This window comes from Kribbella sp. NPDC049584, assembly GCF_040675555.1.
Taxonomy (GTDB): Bacteria; Actinomycetota; Actinomycetes; order Propionibacteriales; family Kribbellaceae; genus Kribbella.
The window spans coordinates 147903-165690 of the sequence record NZ_JBFAPF010000006.1; the positions used below are offsets into that span (position 1 = coordinate 147903).

Annotated in this window: 15 protein-coding genes; 9 read left to right on the forward strand and 6 right to left on the reverse strand. The window is 67.8% G+C overall.

What is annotated here, in order from left to right; genetic code table 11:
• The first annotated feature begins 16 nt into the window (after nt 1-16).
• Nucleotides 17-1639 carry a phosphoglucomutase (alpha-D-glucose-1,6-bisphosphate-dependent) gene (pgm, locus tag AB0J62_RS22025; RefSeq protein WP_363873943.1) on the forward strand — a complete coding sequence of 541 codons (1623 nt, stop codon included), beginning with the start codon at nt 17-19 and terminating at the stop codon, nt 1637-1639.
• Here pgm and AB0J62_RS22030 read toward each other — a convergent pair.
• Both AB0J62_RS22030 and AB0J62_RS22035 read right to left on the reverse strand, forming a co-directional pair.
• Nucleotides 1636-2010 carry a DUF3037 domain-containing protein gene (locus tag AB0J62_RS22030; RefSeq protein ID WP_363873946.1) on the reverse strand — a complete coding sequence of 125 codons (375 nt, stop codon included), beginning with the start codon at nt 2008-2010 and terminating at the stop codon, nt 1636-1638. The genes pgm and AB0J62_RS22030 overlap by 4 nt on opposite strands.
• Nucleotides 2007-2744: a HipA family kinase gene (locus AB0J62_RS22035; RefSeq protein WP_363873949.1), complete on the reverse strand. Its 738-nt coding sequence runs from the start codon at nt 2742-2744 to the stop codon at nt 2007-2009. The genes AB0J62_RS22030 and AB0J62_RS22035 overlap by 4 nt, the downstream gene beginning before the upstream one ends.
• Nucleotides 2745-2786: 42 nt before the next feature.
• Between AB0J62_RS22035 and AB0J62_RS22040 the strand changes: the two genes are divergently transcribed.
• A complete protein-coding gene (locus AB0J62_RS22040; RefSeq protein WP_363873952.1) occupies nt 2787-3845 on the forward strand; it encodes a glutamate--cysteine ligase in 1059 nt (352 codons plus the stop codon).
• Here the strand turns inward: AB0J62_RS22040 and AB0J62_RS22045 are convergent.
• The 4 genes from AB0J62_RS22045 to AB0J62_RS22060 all read right to left on the reverse strand — a co-directional run bounded on the left by AB0J62_RS22045 (nt 3842) and on the right by AB0J62_RS22060 (nt 10089).
• The gene (locus AB0J62_RS22045) at nt 3842-5620 is read right to left on the reverse strand and encodes a glycerophosphodiester phosphodiesterase family protein (RefSeq protein ID WP_363873955.1); all 1779 of its coding nucleotides are present in this window, start codon (nt 5618-5620) and stop codon (nt 3842-3844) included. The genes AB0J62_RS22040 and AB0J62_RS22045 overlap by 4 nt on opposite strands.
• Nucleotides 5621-5739: 119 nt before the next feature.
• Nucleotides 5740-8397 carry an FtsX-like permease family protein gene (locus tag AB0J62_RS22050; protein WP_363873958.1) on the reverse strand — a complete coding sequence of 886 codons (2658 nt, stop codon included), beginning with the start codon at nt 8395-8397 and terminating at the stop codon, nt 5740-5742.
• On the reverse strand, nt 8394-9134 hold the full coding sequence (locus AB0J62_RS22055; protein ID WP_134103424.1) for an ABC transporter ATP-binding protein: 741 nt from the start codon (nt 9132-9134) through the stop codon (nt 8394-8396). Before AB0J62_RS22055 ends, AB0J62_RS22050 begins: the two co-directional genes overlap by 4 nt.
• 349 nt (nt 9135-9483) lie before the next feature.
• On the reverse strand, nt 9484-10089 hold the full coding sequence (locus tag AB0J62_RS22060) for a hypothetical protein (RefSeq protein ID WP_363873962.1): 606 nt from the start codon (nt 10087-10089) through the stop codon (nt 9484-9486).
• Between the two features lie 375 nt (nt 10090-10464).
• On the opposite strand from AB0J62_RS22060, the gene AB0J62_RS22065 reads away from it, so the two are divergent.
• The 7 genes from AB0J62_RS22065 (at nt 10465) to AB0J62_RS22095 (ending at nt 17780) form a co-directional block, all read left to right on the forward strand.
• Nucleotides 10465-10860, forward strand: a complete 396-nt coding sequence (locus tag AB0J62_RS22065) for a hypothetical protein (RefSeq protein WP_363873965.1) — start codon at nt 10465-10467, stop codon at nt 10858-10860.
• Nucleotides 10861-10942: 82 nt separating this feature from the next.
• The gene (locus tag AB0J62_RS22070; RefSeq protein WP_363873968.1) at nt 10943-12055 is read left to right on the forward strand and encodes a GNAT family N-acetyltransferase; all 1113 of its coding nucleotides are present in this window, start codon (nt 10943-10945) and stop codon (nt 12053-12055) included.
• The gene (locus tag AB0J62_RS22075; RefSeq protein WP_363873971.1) at nt 12027-12977 is read left to right on the forward strand and encodes a potassium channel family protein; all 951 of its coding nucleotides are present in this window, start codon (nt 12027-12029) and stop codon (nt 12975-12977) included. The genes AB0J62_RS22070 and AB0J62_RS22075 overlap by 29 nt, the downstream gene beginning before the upstream one ends.
• A gap of 150 nt (nt 12978-13127) precedes the next feature.
• On the forward strand, nt 13128-14909 hold the full coding sequence (locus AB0J62_RS22080; RefSeq protein ID WP_363873974.1) for a hypothetical protein: 1782 nt from the start codon (nt 13128-13130) through the stop codon (nt 14907-14909).
• A 137-nt stretch (nt 14910-15046) separates the two neighbouring features.
• Complete coding sequence (locus AB0J62_RS22085; RefSeq protein ID WP_363873983.1) at nt 15047-16036, forward strand: LacI family DNA-binding transcriptional regulator; 990 nt, start codon at nt 15047-15049, stop codon at nt 16034-16036.
• Nucleotides 16033-16950, forward strand: a complete 918-nt coding sequence (locus tag AB0J62_RS22090) for a sugar ABC transporter permease (protein ID WP_363873986.1) — start codon at nt 16033-16035, stop codon at nt 16948-16950. The genes AB0J62_RS22085 and AB0J62_RS22090 overlap by 4 nt, the downstream gene beginning before the upstream one ends.
• Nucleotides 16947-17780, forward strand: a complete 834-nt coding sequence (locus tag AB0J62_RS22095) for a carbohydrate ABC transporter permease (RefSeq protein ID WP_363873989.1) — start codon at nt 16947-16949, stop codon at nt 17778-17780. Before AB0J62_RS22090 ends, AB0J62_RS22095 begins: the two co-directional genes overlap by 4 nt.
• The last annotated feature ends 8 nt before the right edge of the window (nt 17781-17788 follow it).

The window sequence follows — 17788 nt, forward strand, 5'->3', positions numbered from 1 at the left end:
GTGGTTGCATGTGGTCATGCACCCACGCGCAGGCCAGCCCGCTCAGCCAGAGGACCTCGTCGACGTCGATGCCATGCTGGCGGCGTACGACGACATCACGCCGGACGTGGACAATCCGGCCCAGAAGGTCGTCTTCGGTACGTCGGGACATCGCGGCTCGAGTCTCGACGGCGCCTTCAACGAGGCGCACATCCTGGCGATCACCCAGGCCGTCTGCGAGTACCGGGCCGGTCAGGGTACGACGGGACCGCTACTCGTCGGACGGGACAGTCATGGCCTGTCGGAGCCGGCCTGGCGCACGGTGCTCGAGGTGCTGGCCGGCAACGACGTACAGACGCTCGTGGACAGCGCGGACCGGCTCACTCCGACCCCTGCGGTGTCGCACGCGATCCTCCGGCTCAACCGCGGCGCCGGTGCGGACGCGGACGGGATCGTCATCACGCCGTCGCACAACCCGCCGCGTGACGGCGGCATCAAGTACAACCCGCCGCACGGCGGTCCGGCCGACTCCGACGCGACCAAGTGGATCGCCGACCGCGCCAACCAGCTGATCGCCGGCGGCAACCGCGAGGTACGCCGTACGCCGTTCGAGCAGGCCCGTCAGCACGCGGGGGACTACGACTTCGTCGGGCACTACGTCGACGACCTGCCGTCGGTGGTGAACCTGGCCGCGGTCCGCGACGCCGGCGTGAAGATCGGCGCCGATCCGCTCGGCGGGGCGAGTGTCGACTACTGGTCCGCGATCGCCGAGCGGCACGGTCTCGACCTGACCGTGGTGAACCCGCGGATCGACCCGGCCTGGTCGTTCATGACGCTGGACCACGACGGCAAGATCCGGATGGACTGCTCCTCGCCGTACGCGATGGCCTCGCTGGTCGCGCAGCGGGACAAGTACGACGTGGCGACCGGGAACGACGCGGACGCGGACCGGCACGGCATCGTCACGCCGGACGCCGGACTGATGAACCCGAACCACTACCTGGCGGTCGCGATCTCGTACCTGTTCAGCAACCGCCAATGGGGTGCGGACGTAGCGGTCGGCAAGACGCTCGTGTCGTCGTCGCTGATCGACCGCGTGGTCGCGGATCTGGGCCGTCGGCTGTGGGAGGTGCCGGTCGGCTTCAAGTGGTTCGTACCGGGCCTCATCGACGGCTCGGTCGGCTTCGGTGGCGAGGAATCGGCTGGTGCGAGCTTCCTGCGCTTCGACGGCACAGTATGGACGACGGACAAGGACGGCATCCTGCTGGCGTTGCTGGCCAGTGAGATCACTGCTGTGACAGGGGAGACCCCGTCAAAGGCCCACGCCAAGCTGGTGGAGCGTTTCGGCGCGTCGGCGTACTCACGGGTGGACGCGCCGGCCACGCGCGAGCAGAAGGCCAAGCTGTCGGCCCTGTCCGCCGACGCGGTCACAGCGACCGAGCTGGCCGGTGAGCCGATCGTGGACCGGCTGACGAAGGCACCGGGCAACGGTGCCGCGATCGGTGGGCTGAAAGTCACCACCGAGTCGGCGTGGTTCGCCGCCCGGCCGTCCGGTACCGAGGACCTCTACAAGATCTACGGCGAGTCCTTTAAGGGCGCCGAACACCTGGAGCAGGTCTTCGAACAGGCCCGCGAGGTCGTGTCCGAAGCACTCGCCTAACGCACGAACGCGTCCAGCAACCGCTCCAACTCCGCAGCGGGATCCTCGGTGATCCCGCTGTGGATCGGTCCGGGGTGTACGACGGTACTGCGAGGCGCAGCCAGCCACCGGAACCGCTCACTGATCGTGGTACCCGCGGCAGGCCCTCCAGCGGCCTCACCGGCGCAGATCGCACGAATCTGGTCCAGCGACGCACACACAACGTCTACGTCAACCGCTGGGTCGAGGGCCCTCAGGCGTTCGGGCTTCACGTCCCATCCGGCACCCAGGTAGTCCAGCGCCCGGGAGTAGAGCACCGCGCCGACGTTGATGAACTCGCCCCGCTGGATCCTCGGCGCGGCCCGCAGAATGACGTAGTCGAAGGGACTCATCGAGCACCTCCCGGAACCCAAGCCGGTCGCTGCGAAAGCCGCGCCAGAAGATGCCCCAGATACCTCTCCCGATCGCCGTCCGCGATCCACTCGTCCGGCACCAGCCCGATGACCTCCTCGAGCAACGACGACGTGATCGCCGCCGCCAGCTCACGGTCTACCTTCGCCACCCCGGGCGCCGCAACGGAGAAGACGTGGTCGGAGGCGTCGTACGGCAACGAAGCGAACTTCTCCGCGGACATCCACGAGTGGTGGAAGTACAGCGCGGCCCCGTGGTCGATCAGCCACAGGTTCTTGTGCCACACAAGCATGTTCGTGTTGCGCCACGACCGGTCGACGTTCGCGACGAACGCGTCCAGCCACAGGATCTGCGCCATCGCCTCGTCACCGGGGTTGCCCGCCGAGCCGTCGTACCCGAAGGAACCCGGCAGGAAGTCGACGGCCAGATTCAGGCCGGCGCTGCGGATCAGCAGCTCCTGGATCTCGAAGTCCGGCTCGGACTTGCCGATCGCCGGGTCGAGCTCGATCAGCTTCAGCTCTGGCACCCGCAGACCGAGACGGCGGAACAGCTCACCGACGATCACCTCGGCCACCAACGCCTTCGGGCCCTGCCCGGCGCCGTGGAACTTGATCACGTAGGTGCCGAGATCGTTGCCCTCGACAACACCAGGCAACGACCCGCCCTCACGCAACGGCAGCACGTACCGCGTCGCGGTAACCACAGGCAGACTCACGCCGGAGAGCCTAACCGGTTAGCAGGCGGGTACCGGGCCAGGGTGACGCTACCGGCGATCGGCGTCGAGGAGGAGTTACTCCTCGTATCCGCCACAGGTGACCCGCTCCCGCGCAGCAAGGCGGTGCTGGAGGAACTCGACGACGACCTCGACGTGACGCTCGAACTGACCAGGGCGCAGGTGGAGATCAACAGCCCGGTCTGCACGACCGCGGACGAGCTGCACTCGCGGCTGTCCGAGATGCGGGCCGCACTGGCTGCTGCGGCGGCTGCGGAAGGTGGCCGGCTGCTGGCGATCGCAGTGCCGCCCCACGGGCGGGCCGCTCAGCTGGTGACCAAGAAGCCGCGCTACCAGGAGATGGCCGCGCGCTACGGGCAGCTGGCCCGCGAGCAGGGAGTCTGTGGCTGTCACGTTCATGTCGATGTGCCGGACAAGGAGTCCGCGGTCCGGGTCTCCAACCACCTCAGGCCGTGGCTTCCCACTCTGCTGGCGTTGACCGCCAACTCACCGGTGTACCTGGACCAGGACACCGGCTTTGCGAGCTGGCGGTGGATCATGTGGTCGCGCTGGCCCTCGGCAGGACCGCCGCCGTACCTGGAGTCGGTCGAGCACTACGACGCGATGGTCGCGATGCATCTGGCCACCGGGACGGTGATGGACGAGCAGATGATCTACTGGGATGTTCGCCCGTCCTCACACCTGCCGACCATTGAGGTCCGGGTGAGCGATGTGCCGCTGACGGTGGACGAGTCGGTGCTGCTGGCGACGCTGTGCCGCGCGCTGGTGATGACCGCGCGCGAGGACGGCGGACGAGGACCGAAGCTGGAGCCGCAGATCCTGCGAGCGGCCTACTGGCTGGCGGCTCGGGACGGGCTCACAGCCGATGGCCTGGACGTCTTCACCGGAGACAAGCTGCCGATGCGCCAGGTGATCGAGAGCCTGCGACAGCACGTTGAGCCTGCTCTGCAAGAGCTTGATGCGACGGAGCTGGTCAAGGAGGGCATCGAGCGGGCGTTCCGCGACGGCAACGGGGCGATGAAGCAACGCAAGGCGATCCGTGAGGGCGACGACGTGATCGCCCTCACGGAGGTCAGGCCCTAACCGCGCAGGAAGTCTTCCAGGCCGTGCAGGTCGTCGGTGTTGATGTAGTCGACGTTCGCCGCGACCAGTTCCCGCCACAGTGCCTCGCGGGCAGCGCCCGGCGTGTCCGGGGTCTCCCAGAAGCGGACCTTGTAGCCGGCGTGGTGCGCGCTGACGACGATGTCGTGCAGCTTGGTCCTGTCGGCCTCCGGCATCGGACCGACGCCCCGCCAGGCGAACACGTTGGACCAGTTGTCGCTGACCAACGGCATCAACGACGCGGGCATGCCCGACCCCAGGTCGCCCAGCCGGCCGTCGTACCCGGCATACCGGACCTCCTGGGCCTTCATGTCGTCCAGCGGGCGGTTGCCGATGATGATGGACGTGACCGCACCCTCCAGCACCCGCCCGTTCACATAACGCGTGCTGATCCCGCGGTACTTCGCCAGCGCCTTGTCAACGGCGGCGTACGTCGACGGCCCGTCGCTCTTGATGTCGATCAGCAGCTGGAAGTCCCGGCCGTGCTTGTACACCTGCCCGTGGTTCTGCCGGACCCGGTCCGCGAGCGGCTTGAGGTACAGGCTCTCCAGGTTGCGACCGGGCTTCGCATCCGGGAGGTCGTGTGCGACACGCAGCTCGCCGTCGACCAGCCACACGTCCGCCTCGACGCTGTTGAACCCCCGGTCCAGCGCATCCTGCAACGGCCGCCGATGGTCGTAGTCGTTGTGCGCGTGCGCCGACGGCAACGCCCGTACGGCGGGAGCTTCGTACGCCTTCGGGAGCCGGTAGCCCTCGGACCGTACGACGTCGCGTACGCGGTCCGGGTAGTCGCTGATGATGCCGTCGACGCCCTGCTCGATGAACCACTTGATGGTGGCCGGGTCGTCGACCGTCCACGGGATGACCTTCAGGCCGGCCTTGTGGGCCGCCTTCACGGTGTCCTTGGTGAAGTACGGACGGAACGCCGGGTCGGTGATCTTGCCGCCCTGCGGGAAACCGTCGACCGGGGAGATCGCCGAGGCTCCGAAGGACTTGACCGCCTTGATCGGGTCGCCGCCGAAGTCGTCAATGTCGAGACCGCCCAACCACGGCGACTTGCCCGGCTTGCCGACTTGTAGGAAGTCGAAGTTGTCCAGCGCGACCAGCGGCAGCTGCGGCATCACCTGGTGCATCCGCATCAGCGAACCCCAGTCGAAGCTCTGGATCGTCACCTGGCGGGCGATGTTGGCCTTGCGGATCTCGCTGGCGACCACCTGGACGAACTGCTCACGTGGAGCGGTCTCCGTCGGCGCACCGGCCTCGACCTTGGTCTCCACGTTCAGCTTCACGTCGTCCGCGCGGTAGCGGTGGACCAGCGCGAAGATGTCGCGCAGCTCCGGCATCCTGGCGCCAGGGTCGGGCTGCTGCTGCGGGAAGTTCGCCTGCGGCAGCGAACCGCAGTCCAACTGCTTGACCTGCTTCAGCGACAGCGTGTTGATGAACTTGCCGACATAGGGGTACTCCGGGTCGTCCGGGGTGTACGGCGCGGTGTCGCGGCACTTCTTGCCGTCGACCTTGCGGTCGTGGGTGACGACGGCGTACCCGTCCTGGGTGATCTGTACGTCGAGCTCCAGCGTGCTGACGCCGAGCTCCAGACCGTGCGAGAACGACGCGATCGTGCTCTCGACGGTGAGCCCGAGGCCACCGCGGTGGCCCTGGATGTCGAAATCGCCACGGTGGGCGGCGGCCGGGGCGGCCGGGAGCAGCAGTCCGGCGATCAGCGCGCACGGAAGCAGTGCGCGGGGAAGGCGGCGCATGAGGGGGTTCCTTCCGGAGGGGGCGGGACATTCCTGAGGCTGTCTGCCTTAGGAGTACCCACCTCCCCGCGGAGGTAGCCAAGAAGTGACGAGATAGCTACGGAGTGGAAGCGATCCGGCTACTCGTACTGGAGTGCTTCGAGTGGGTTCAGCCTGGCCGCGCGACGGGCCGGCCAGATCGCGGCGAAGATCCCCACCACTACCGAGACGACGGCGAAGATCACCAGCTGGGACACCGGGACCGTGAACGAGATCTCCTCCAGCCGGGCGGCCAGCAGCCACGCGAGCAGCAGGCCGACAAGGATGCCGATCACTGCGCCGATCAGCGCCGTGATCACGCTCTCCTGCCGGATCATGCGCTTCACCTGGCCGCGGGTCAGACCGATCGCTCGCAACATGCCGAGCTCGCGCGTCCGCTCGAAGACGGTCAGCACCAGCGTGTTGACGATGCCGAACAGGCTGACCAGCACCGACAGGGCAAGCAGTACGTAGAGGACGTTCAGCAGGCTCTTGATGCTGTCGGTCTGGGCCTGTTTGAACTGCTCGATCGTCAGCGCCTTCGCGTTCGGGAACGAGCTCAGCGCGGCGTTCAGGGCAGCCGTGTTCTCCGCCGTCACCCCGCCCCGGATGTTCAGGAACGTGTAGAGGTTCTGCGGCTGGGGAGTCGCGGCGTCGAAGGTCGCCGTCGCGATCGTCACGTTCCCGAACGGCGATCCGCCCGCCGGCGGCTTGAAGATGCCGCGCACCTGGAACTGCAGCGTCTTGCCGGTCGCCATCTTCAGGGTGATGGTCGAGCCTTGAGTCAGTCCGTGCTGCTTCGCGTAGTCGGAGTCGACGATCGCGCCGTTCGGCTCGAGCTCGGTCAGCGAGGCCTGCGAACCGGTCTGCCAGTCGAACCTCAGCAGTTGTGGCGCGCTCCGGTCGATCGCGGTGACCGGGATGGTCTTGTCGAAGGCCTGGGCCTGCCCGCCCCGGACACTCGTCACGGCCTCGACCGATGGCACCTTGGCCACCGTAGCGGCGACGGCCGGTGGCAACGGGCTGAAGTTGTTCTGTGCGGTGATCGCGTAGTCGGAGCTCGAGATCCGGTCGACCGCGTCCTCGAACGGCTTGATCAGCCCGGCGCCGAGCGTGGCGACCAGCGTGACCAGCGCCAGGCCGATCATCAGCGCCGCCGCCGTCGATGCGGTCCGTTGAGGATCGCGCCGGCTGTTCTGCCCGCCGATCGCGACCGCGGGCCGGTCCGGGAGTACGCGCGGAAACTCGGGGTGCCGGCCGAACAGCCGGCGTACCGCCCAGACCGGGACGAGGACGAACGGCCAGGCCAGAGCAGTGAGTACGACGACCGCCCACCGCGCGACCGGATCCGCGAAGGCGGCCAGTGGGCGGACGAGCCGGGACGAGAACGCGGCGATGCCGACGAACAGCAGCAGCACACCCGCGCCGAGCAGCGAGAGCAAGGTGCTCGTCTTCAGCCCGTCGGCGAACAGGCCGACGAGGACCAGGGCGATACCGGCCGCAGCGAGCAACGCTGCTCCGACCGGACGGAAGCGGTTGAACCGTCCGGGCGCCAGGGTCGCGCCTTCGCGGACAGCCGCGATCGGCGGCACCCGGGTGGCCCGCCAGGCCGGCCGCAGGCTGGCGAGGACCGTGACGAGCACGCCGACCACGAGCGCGACGACGATGGTCCGGGTCCGGAACACCAGGCCGTCGTTCGGCAGCGTGAGGCCGATCGCGTCGAACAGCTTGAACAGCCCGGTCGCGATCGCGAGCCCGAGGAACAGCCCGAGGACGGCGGACACGATGCCGGTGACGAGTGCCTCGAGCACGACGGAGCCGAGGATCTGCCGCCGGGACGCGCCCAGGGTGCGGAGGGTCGCGAACTCCCGGGTCCGCTGCGCGATGGTGATCGACAGCGAGTTCGCGATCACGAACGAGCCGACGAACAACGCGATCGCGGCGAACACGAGCAGGAAGGTCTGCAGGAAGTTCAGGAAGTCTGTCGTACCGGCGGCGTCCTCGGCGGCCTGGTCCTCGGCACTGCGGACCTGGGTGCCGCTGGGCAGGATCCGATCGACGGCGTCGATCAGTTGCTGCTTGCCGGTGCCCGGCTTCGCGGCGATCAGGATCTGGTCGAGCTCGCCAGGTTTGTCGAAGATGCGTTGCGCGGTCCCCAGGTCGAACCCGGCCAGCGTCGCGCCGCCGATCGACGAAACGGCGCCGAACTCGACCAGGCCGGAGATCCGCATCCGCACGACCGATCCGCGAGCCTGTACGCCGATCTCGTCGCCGGCCCGGAAGCCCTTCTTCTGGGCGGTTTGGGTATCGATCACGACCTGGTCCGGCGCCGGCCACGATCCCGCGACGAGGGCCAGCGAGTTGAACTGCGGCAGCGCCGGGTCGACGCTGAATCCGAGGTTCGGCGCGCCGCCGAACACGATCGCCTTGCCGTCCTTGCCGATCAGCTGCGCCTCGCCGTTGACCGCCCCGCCGGCCGCGCCTACCTCGGGCAGGTCGCGGACCTTCTGCAGCAGGTCGGCCGGGAACGACGGCGCGGTGACGGTGCCGTCCTGGGACGCGTCGATCGCCGACTTGCCGGTGATCGCGGCGTCGGTGTTCTTGTAGTTCTGGGTGAAGATCGAGTCGAAGGCGGACGTGATCGAGTCGGTCAGCACATACGTGCCCGAGATCAGCGCGACCCCGAGCACGACGCCGATGGCGGTCAGCGCCGTCCGGAGTTTGCGGGCCAGCAGGCCTTGGATCGCGAACCGGATCACTGCAGGTCCAGTGTGTCGATGATCTGCAGGATCTCGTGCTGGCTGGACCGGCCGGTCTCCTTCACGATCTCGCCGTCGGCCAGGTACAGCACGCGGTCGGCCATCGCGGCCGCCCGGGCGTCGTGCGTCACCATCACCAGCGTCTGGCCGTACTCCTCGACCGAGGACCGCATCAGCGTGAGGATCTCGCCACTCGTCCGGGAGTCGAGGTTGCCGGTCGGCTCGTCGGCGAACACCACGGTCGGCCGCGACACCAGCGCCCGCGCGATCGCGACCCGCTGCTGCTGGCCGCCGGACAGCTCGGCCGGCCGGTGCTCGAGGCGGTCGGTGAGACCGACGCGCTGGACCAGGTCGTCGAAGTACTGCTGGTCCGGCTTCGCGCCGGCGATCGTCAGCGGCAGCAGGATGTTGTCGCGGGCGCTGAGCATCGGCAACAGGTTGAAGAACTGGAAGATGAAGCCGATGTGCCGCCGGCGCAGTTTGGTGAGGGCGTCGTCGCCGAGGGTCGTGATCTCCGTGCCGTCGATCAGCACCGAGCCCGACGTCGGACGGTCCAGTCCGGCCAGGATGTGCATCAGCGTCGACTTGCCCGAACCCGACGGTCCCATCACCGCGGTCAGCTGGCCCGCCTCGATCTGGACGTCCACGCCCCGCAGCGCCTGGACTGCCGTGTCACCTTCGCCGTAGACGCGGACCAGCTCGCGCGCCTCGACAACCTCGCTTGTGGTCACCACCATGCCGACCATCGCCCCCCTCGGCGATCCAGCGGCCCCCAGCCTGTCCGGTTAGTTCCTCCGAGTCTGACTGCGATCGGCGCGTCCCGACAGGGGGTTTTCCCCGGATCGACCCTGAACCGTCAGCTCCAGCCGCGGCGGAGGATGCGGAATCCGGTCCGTGTGAGTCCGGGTGAGAGGGTGCCGGACCGGGAAGCGCCTCACGGCGCGTGGCCGCTCGTAGCGGCTAATTTTGGGACCCGGGGCTTGCACCGGCCCGACACCTCGAACAGTGTAACCGGTGCCCAAACCCCTTGTCCTGTTGGGATCTCGGGCCGCGAGACCATATAACATCCGAACGCGGAGGACGCAACTACCACAAATGTCCGGCGCGTTCGGTGCGGGCCGCGGTCTGCAGCTGATCCGCGGTCTCGACCAGTTTCGACGCGGACAGCACCCGCTCGTGGCCGTCGTCCGCGAGGTGCGCCCGCCCGGTCGCGACGATCCGCGCGAACGCGGCGGCGCGGTCCAGGGTGGTGGCGAAATCGCCGGTCGCGACACCCCGCAGTACGGCGTCGACCATGTCGCGGACCTCGGCCGGACCGGGTGGTTCGGCGACGCCCGCGACGGCGGCGTGCACCTCGGCGTACTCGCGGCCGGTGGCGAACTCGCGGGACACCTCGTCGGCGTTCGAGTGCACCCAGGACCGCAGTACGTAGAGCCGCCACAGCGCGCCGGGCAACGAGTCGGCGGGGGAGTCGGACCACAGCTCGGCCAGCTCGTCGAGACCGTACTCGTCGGCGAGCTTGACCACCCGGGCGTGCACCTCGGAGTCCTCGGACTTGCGCACGCCGCGGACCAGCAGCTCGGCGGTGCGGTGCGCCGCCTCGGTGACGGTCGCCGGGTCCGCGGCACCGGGCAGCGACTCGAACAACTTGTTGCCCGGCAGGATCGGACGGCGCGGGTTGGGGGTGGTCACGGCGTCCATGGTGCCTGACGCGGCGAACGTCCGCATGCCGACGCGACCCGGCACCCGGAAATGCGCCGGCGAGGGTGCGAAATGAGCGATGTGACGAAGTTGAGCGCATACTGGTGTTCTGATGGAGCCTTCTCGCGCGACGACGCGTCGTCACCTGCCCACGAGTCCTTTCACCCCCCGGACCGCCGCCCCGGTCAAGACCTTCGAGACCGGTGACCGGGTATCCCACGACAGGGAGGGCATCGGCCGCATCAGCGCAGTCGAGGGCACTCACGCGGTCGTGGTCGACCTGGGAGGCGGCCGGCTGCTGCGCGTCATGTCGCCTTTCGACAAACTGCATACGCTCTGACCGCCTGAGGTCAGTACGCTCGACCCATGGCGGGTGCGGGGAAACCGAGTGGCAAGCTGGCCAAGAACGTCGTCAAGTACGGCGTGCGGTACGGGCCGTTGATCGTCGAGGCGGTGCGGCACGGGCGTGAGCCTGCGCAGCAGGCGGTGCAGGCCGCGTGGGCGAAGCGGTCCGCGCGCCGGAAGGCGGTCGAGCATGCTCTGACCGTGCGCGACGGCTCCTTGCTGAAGGTGATCAAGGACGGCCAGGCGATCTTCTTCGTGTTCTCCGGCGACGCGATCGTCACGACGTACCCGCCGGTGCCGCAGGCGACGTACCCCGAGCTGCTGCGGCACGCGGACCTGGACAAGCGCGAGCCGGCCACCGTACTCGCCGCGCGGAAGCCGCGACCGCACCTGCCGACGGTGCGGCGCAAACGTTGACGCGGGCGTAACATTCCGGACCCGGCGGGGCAACAGGGCGGACGCACAGTGGAAGCACGTTTCCACGAGGGAGGGCGTCCGCATGCTCTGGAAGATCAGGACCGAACTCGCCGACCGGCCCGGTGCACTGGCCGAACTCGCTGCACGCTGTGGTGCGGACGAAATCAACATCCTCAGCCTCGAGGTCTTCACCGCCGAGACCGGCGCCGTCGACGAGCTGGTGGTCTCCACCGGCGTCGGCTGGAGTGCCGAGGACCTGACCGCACTGGTGGCCGAGGCCGGCTGCGTCGGTACGACGGTCCGCCCGTGCCAGGCCGACGTCCTGAGCGATGCGCCGACGCGCTACCTGCGCGCAGTACTGCGGTTGATCGACGACCCGGTGTCCGTCGACGAGGAGCTGGGGAACTTGCAGGGCTTCGACGAGTACACGCCGGCGGAGTGGGCGCGGGCCGACGTGCTCGTGGAGATCGCCGGACGACTGGCAGAGCGGTTCGACACCGTCGAGGGGCCCCGGCCCGGTAACGGCCGAGTCCCTGTGCTGCGGAAGGCGACCGTCCAGGACGCCGACGCCGTGGTCGCGATGCATGAGCGCTGCTCGTACGAGAGCCGCACCCGGCGGTACCACGTGCCGATGCCGAAGCTGACCGGCCGTACTGCGCGGCACCTGTCCGCACCGGCCGGTGGGGTGTCAGTGGTCGCGGACGTGGACGGCGCCGTGATCGGGATGGCGACGGCGGCCCCGTGGGAGGAGCTGGGCAGTACGACGATGGAGGTCGCCGTACTCGTCGAGGACGGCTGGCAGGGACAGGGACTCGGGCTCCGGCTGCTGCGCCAGGTGGTGGAGGAGGCTCGGGTGCTGGGCGCCGACCGGGTGGTGTGCATGGTGCAGCCCGAGAACCACGCGATGCTCCGGACGCTGGAGCGGCTGCGGATGCGGTCGCGGGTGGTCCAGGACGGCGACAGTCTGATGGTGAGTGTCGCTCTGTCCGAGCGGAGCCTGTCGCATGCGGTGGATCGGCCCGTGGTGCAATATCGTCATACGCGTGCCACCCCTTCCCACTGGTCGGAACCCCCACGGTCTGCTGGTCAACCTGCCCGCGAGCACTCGCTCGCCGCTCTTTCAGCTCTTCAGCCGCATTCTGATCGCGCTGGGGCTGCTGACCGTGATGGTGCTGATCGTGGTGGTCGACCGTGACGGGTACCGCGACAGCTACGACGGCAAAGTCGGGCTGATCGACAGCATCTACTACGCAACCGTCACGCTCACCACGACCGGGTACGGCGACATCACACCGGTGACGCCCACTGCCCGGCTGGTGAACGCCTTCATCGTGACTCCGCTGCGGATCGCGTTCCTGGTGGTTCTGGTCGGTACGACACTGGAAGTGCTGGCCAACGAGGGTCGCCGGATCATGCGCGACACGCGCTGGAGGAAACGGATGAAGGACCACACCATCGTCGTCGGCTACGGCACCAAGGGCCGCTCCGCCGTACAGACGCTGATCAGCAACGGGGTTCAGCGCGACAACATCGTGGTGATCGACCCGCGGGCGCAGGCGATCGGTGACGCAGGCAACGACCAGATGGCCGCCTTCCATGGCGACGCGACCAACCGGACCGTACTGCGTCGCGCCGAGGTGATGACGGCACGCGAGGTGATCGTGACGACCGACCGGGACGACTCGGCCGTGCTGGTCACGCTGGCGGTGCGGCAACTGAACCCGAACGCGCATGTCGTCGTCGCGGTCCGCGAGGAGGACAACGTGCCGCTGCTGCGGCAGAGCGGAGCGGATGCCGTCGTCACCTCGTCGGAGGCCGTCGGCCGGCTGCTGGGCCTGACGTCGGTCAGCCCGAACCTCGGCGAGGTGATGGAGGACCTCCTCACGTACGGCGAGGGCCTCGAGGTGGCCGAACGCCCCGTCCTCGGCCGCGAGGTCGGCAAGCCGCCGTCCGCCGTACCCGACCGCGTCGTCTCGGTCGTCCGCGACGGCAAGGTCCACCGCTACTACGACTCGAACGTCTCGGTGCTTGCCGCCGGCGACAAACTCATCGTCGTCCGCCCCGCGAAGGAAACCCCGTGGGCCGAGCGGCCCGGCACCGAGGACCAGGAAGACTGAGTGCCGGCTGAGAGCCGTAGTCAACTCTTGACACCGGGTGACAGCCAGGCATAAGGCTGAGCTTGTTGCACCGACGGCGGTCCACAAGGGGGGCCCTGAGCCGTCGCCGGCCCAGCCTCGGGCCTCCCATCTTGCGCTGGAGGCACGCCGATGCGCAGATCGGGTTATCGGTGGGGAATAGGTGCCGCCGTCATCACACTCGCGATCGCGATGATGCCGGCTCTGGGATGGCAAGCAACGGCCGCGGCTCCGGCCACGGTCAAGCCGAACGCGACCAACATGATGGACTGCAACGGGTTCAGCCCGAAGTACAAATCCGTCAAGCACGGACTGGGCGGGTTGTGTACCGACCCGATCACCATCGATCGCAACGGCGTCCCCTGGCGGTTCGAGGACAACGAGCACTACATCGGGCACGACGAGCCGTCGGTGAAGTTCATCTCCAGCCGGCCGGGCAGTGCGAGTGACATCACCTACCTGATGCGGCTGTCCAAGGACCCGAACGCGAAGCCGACCGTCAACAGCCCGAAGGTCAGCAAGTACGCCGAGCTCAGCCCGGCGCCGTGGTTCGGCCTGCCGCTGTGCGACCCGAAGTCGTATCCGCAGAACCCGTGCACGCCGACCAGTGACGCCAACCAGTCGCAGGTCAACAACCCGAACGCAGCCGGATCGGCGTTCATGGAGCTGCAGCTCTACCCGCCGGGTTTCACCCCGTTCATCGACAGTCCCAGCTGTGACCGCACCCAGTGGTGCGCCGCACTGACCATCGACAGCCTGGCCTGTACCTTCGGCTTCGCGACCTGCAACAACAACTGCATCGAGCCGGTGAACTTCTCCTACTTGCAGACCGACGGGGTGCCGTCCGGTCCGCCGAGTCCGCAGCTCACCGACGTGTCCACGCTGACACCCAACCGCAAGACCCTGAAGATGCACCAGGGCGACGTTCTTCGGGTGGTGATGCGCGACACCGCGCACGGCCTACTCGCCCGGATCGACGATCTCAGTACCGGTCGGAGCGGGTCGATCGTGGCCAGCGCGGCGAACGGCTTCATGAACACGAACATCGCCGACTGCAGTGGCACACCGTTCGACTTCCACCCGGAGTACAGCAGCGCCCAGCAGCAGAACCAGGTGCCGTGGGCTGCCCTCGAGGGTGGCGTCCTGATGCAGGACGAGCTCGGTCACTTCGAGACCTGCGGGTCCGTGTCGAGTCAGCTGCCGGTCAGCGAGACGTTCGCCAACGCTCAGAGCTTCTCCGACGCGAAGGTCTACCAGGTCTGCAACGGTGGTGCCGAAGGCAACGGTTCCGGCGAGGGGCCGTGCGATCCGGCCACCGGGCTCTGCCAGAACGCGACCACGGAGAACGGCGCCGCGTGTCCGACCAACGACTCCGCCAGCGGCGTCAACTGTGAGTTCTCCGGCGCCAACTGCATGATCGCCGGCCCGCGGACGACGTACGTGAACGGCAAGGCGGTGGTGGAACGGTGGCCGATTGCCGGCTGCCAGGAGAATGTCTTCCAGAACGGCGATCTCGACTTCGACGGGTCGTCGTACCAGGCCGACTGGCCGGACGGGTCACGCGGTCACCCGACCTCGTTCGAGTATCTCGGGCCGTTCACCGGCGGGATCCATCCGTACCCTTCGATCCAGTTCGAGACGAACGTGGCCGCGTCCGAGATCCTCTGCAACACCCGGACCGGAGCAGGGTGTACGGCGAAGCCGGTCGGTGCGGCGTTCTATCCGTTCTGGAGCCTGGGCCGCTCGTCGCTGGGTTCGCGCGTGTGCGTGTGGAACTTCGGCAACGTGATCCCGAACCGGACGGTGCAGGCCTTCGGCAAGACGGCGCAGTACGGCACACCGGACCTGGCCCGCTTCGGCGGAACCCTGACCAGCGCTGTGCTCCCCAACCCACAACTCAGCACGCGGTGTTGACCCGCGGCTGACCGGAACCGGCGGGCCGAGACGGGAACCACATCCCGTCTCGGCCCGTCGCGGTCTTGACGACGGGTTTCCAGGCATCCTATGGTCGGTCCTGTAAACGATTACAAGAACGATTACAGGAGGTTGGCGTGAGTCGTCCGACGATCGCTGGGGTGGCCCGGGCGGCCGGGGTCTCGGTGGCGTCGGTGTCACGCGTCCTGAACGGGTTGCCCGCGACCGAGGAGATGGTCGAGCGGGTCCAGCGAGCGGTCCAGGAGCTGGGCTATGTACCGGATGCACGTGCGCGATCCCTGAAGGTCGGGCGGACGTTCCAGCTGACACTGGCGGTCGCGGATGTCGGTAACCCGGTCTACGTGACGATGATGCGAGCCGTCGAGGAGGTCGTCTCCGCGGCGGGTTATCGGCTCGTCGTGACGACGACCGGGCCGGATGTGGTCGACGAGGTCGCGTTGGTGCGTGGGATGGCGCGTGGGTACGCCGACGGGCTGCTCATCAGCCCGATTCGCGTCGACGAAGACCTGGTCAAGTCGATCCGCGAGTGCGAGGTGCCGGTGGTAGTAGCCGGTAACGTCCCCGCGAAGGCCGGCGTGGACACCGTCCGAGCCAATTCCCCCAAGGGCATGCTGCTCGCCCTCGAGCACCTGGTTGCCCGCGGCCGCAACCGAATCGCCTTCCTGAACGGCCCGGCAGACACCGTCCCTGGTGCCGCCCGGGCCAAGGGCTTCGCGGATGCCTTGAAAGCACACGGGTTGGAGCCGATCGCAGTCGCCGAGGCAACAGACTTCACCTTCGCCGCCGGCCGCACAGCCGCCCCCGACCTGCTGACCGCCGGCGGGTTCGACGCGGTGGTCTGTGCGAATGACCTGCTGGCCGTGGGACTTATGCACGAGTTGGCCGCGGTGGGGCTTGAGGTGCCGGGGGACGTGGCTGTGGTGGGGATGGACGACAGTGAGTTGGCCGAGCAGTGTTTTCCGACATTGACGAGCGTGAACCTGGGGTCGGCCGAGCGAGGGCGACGGGCGGCTGAGTTGCTGTTGGCAAGGATTGAGGACAACGACCGGACGCCGCGACGCATCGTGGTACAGCCGTCGTTGAGTATCAGGAGGTCCACCCCGTGACGGCGACCCTGACCGCGCCGACGCAGGTGCAGAAGCCGGGTAAGCCCAAGCAGAACAGGGAAGCGATCTTCCTGTTCCTGCCGGCCTTGCTACCGGTGCTGATCTTGAGCGTCTATCCGCTGATCCGCGGCATCGCGCTCGGCTTCACCGACGCGCGTGCCGGTCTGCATGTGGAGACCAACTTCGTCGGCTTCGACAACTTCAGCAAGCTGCTGCACAACAATCTGTTCTGGGATTCGTTCCGGATCGGTGTGATCTGGACGCTGTCGGTCACGATCCTGCAGTTCGTGGCCGCACTCGGTCTCGCGCTGCTGCTGAACACCGACATCAAGTTCCGCGGTGTCGCCCGCACTCTCGCGCTGATCCCGTGGGCGATGCCCCCGGTGGTCGTCGCGATCATGTGGCGCCTGCTGCTGCACCCGACCAACGGCCCGGTCAACGAGATCCTGCAGAACCTGCACCTCACCGACCACCCGATCAACTTCCTCGGCAACTTCAGTACGGCGCTGCCGGCCGTGATCGTGGTCGGTATCTGGGTCGGTATGCCGATGACCACGGTCACCCTCCTCGCCGGTCTGCAAGGTATCGACCGCACCCTGTACGAGGCGGCCGCGGTCGACGGCGCCGGCGCCTGGAGCCAGTTCTGGAACATCACGCTCCCGCAGCTGCGGACCGTCATCGTGGCGATCACCAGCCTGGACATGATCTGGAACTTCAACTCGTTCGGCCTGGTCTACGTGCTGACGGCCGGCGGCCCGGGCGGCAAGACGATGCTGCCGATGCTGTTCGCCTACAACGAGGCGTTCCGCTACGGCAACTTCGGCATGGCCGCCGCGATGGGTGACGTGATGGTCGTCATCATCATCCTGTTCCTGTTCTTCTACCTGCGGAACCGCCTGCGGAGCGAAGCATGAGAACCCGACCCGCTACCCGAGCGCTCCAGTACATCGCGGTCCTCGCGTACCTGATCTTCCTCGGCTTCCCGCTGCTCTGGCTGATCTCGAGTTCGCTGAAGTCGCCGAGGGAGTTCGCCAGCGTCACCCCGTCGATCCTGCCGAAGCACGTCGACTTCTCCAACTACACCGACGCGCTGAACGAACAGGGCCTGGTCCGCGGCCTCGGCAACAGCCTGCAGATCTCGATCTACAGCACGATCCTGGTGCTGATCGTCGCGCTGCCGGTCTCGTACGCACTGGCGCGTTTCCGCAGCAGGCTGCGGCCGCTGACGAACGGCTGGATCCTGGTCAGCCAGGTGTTTCCGGTGATCCTGATCGTGATCCCGCTGTTCATGATCCTGCGGCCGCTGCACCTGACGAACACGATCCCCGGCGTGGTGATCGTCTACATGGTCTGGTCGCTCCCGTTCGCGCTGTGGATGCTGCAGGGGTACGTCGCTGCCGTGCCGCGCGAGCTGGAAGAGGCGGCCTCGGTCGACGGCGCGAGCCGGCTGCGGACGATCGTGTCGATCGTGATGCCGCTGCTCCGGCCAGGCCTGATCGCGACCGCGATGTTCACCTTCATCTCGGCCTGGAACGAGTTCTTCTTCGCCCTGGTCCTGCTGCAGGACCCGCAACTCAAAACACTTCCGCTGGTGCTCGCCCGCTTCGTCGGCGCCGAGGGCCAGGTGCAGTTCGGCCCGTTGGCGGCCGCGTCCGTACTCGCAACTGTCCCAAGCCTGGTGTTTTTCGCCTTCCTGCAGCGCCGGTTGACTTCCGGCCTGCTGAGCGGCGCAGTCAAGGGTTGAAACCAAGG

Bases quoted from the DNA above. Each gene is read 5' to 3' on its own strand.
- pgm (WP_363873943.1), top strand. From the start codon at position 17: ATGCACCCACGCGCAGGCCAGCCCGCTCAGCCAGAGGACCTCGTCGAC.
- AB0J62_RS22030 (WP_363873946.1), bottom strand. From the start codon at position 2,010: ATGAGTCCCTTCGACTACGTCATTCTGCGGGCCGCGCCGAGGATCCAG.
- AB0J62_RS22045 (WP_363873955.1), bottom strand. From the start codon at position 5,620: ATGCGCCGCCTTCCCCGCGCACTGCTTCCGTGCGCGCTGATCGCCGGA.
- AB0J62_RS22055 (WP_134103424.1), bottom strand. From the start codon at position 9,134: ATGGTGGTGACCACAAGCGAGGTTGTCGAGGCGCGCGAGCTGGTCCGC.
- AB0J62_RS22065 (WP_363873965.1), top strand. From the start codon at position 10,465: ATGGCGGGTGCGGGGAAACCGAGTGGCAAGCTGGCCAAGAACGTCGTC.
- AB0J62_RS22070 (WP_363873968.1), top strand. From the start codon at position 10,943: ATGCTCTGGAAGATCAGGACCGAACTCGCCGACCGGCCCGGTGCACTG.
- AB0J62_RS22075 (WP_363873971.1), top strand. From the start codon at position 12,027: ATGGTGCTGATCGTGGTGGTCGACCGTGACGGGTACCGCGACAGCTAC.
- AB0J62_RS22080 (WP_363873974.1), top strand. From the start codon at position 13,128: ATGCGCAGATCGGGTTATCGGTGGGGAATAGGTGCCGCCGTCATCACA.
- AB0J62_RS22095 (WP_363873989.1), top strand. From the start codon at position 16,947: ATGAGAACCCGACCCGCTACCCGAGCGCTCCAGTACATCGCGGTCCTC.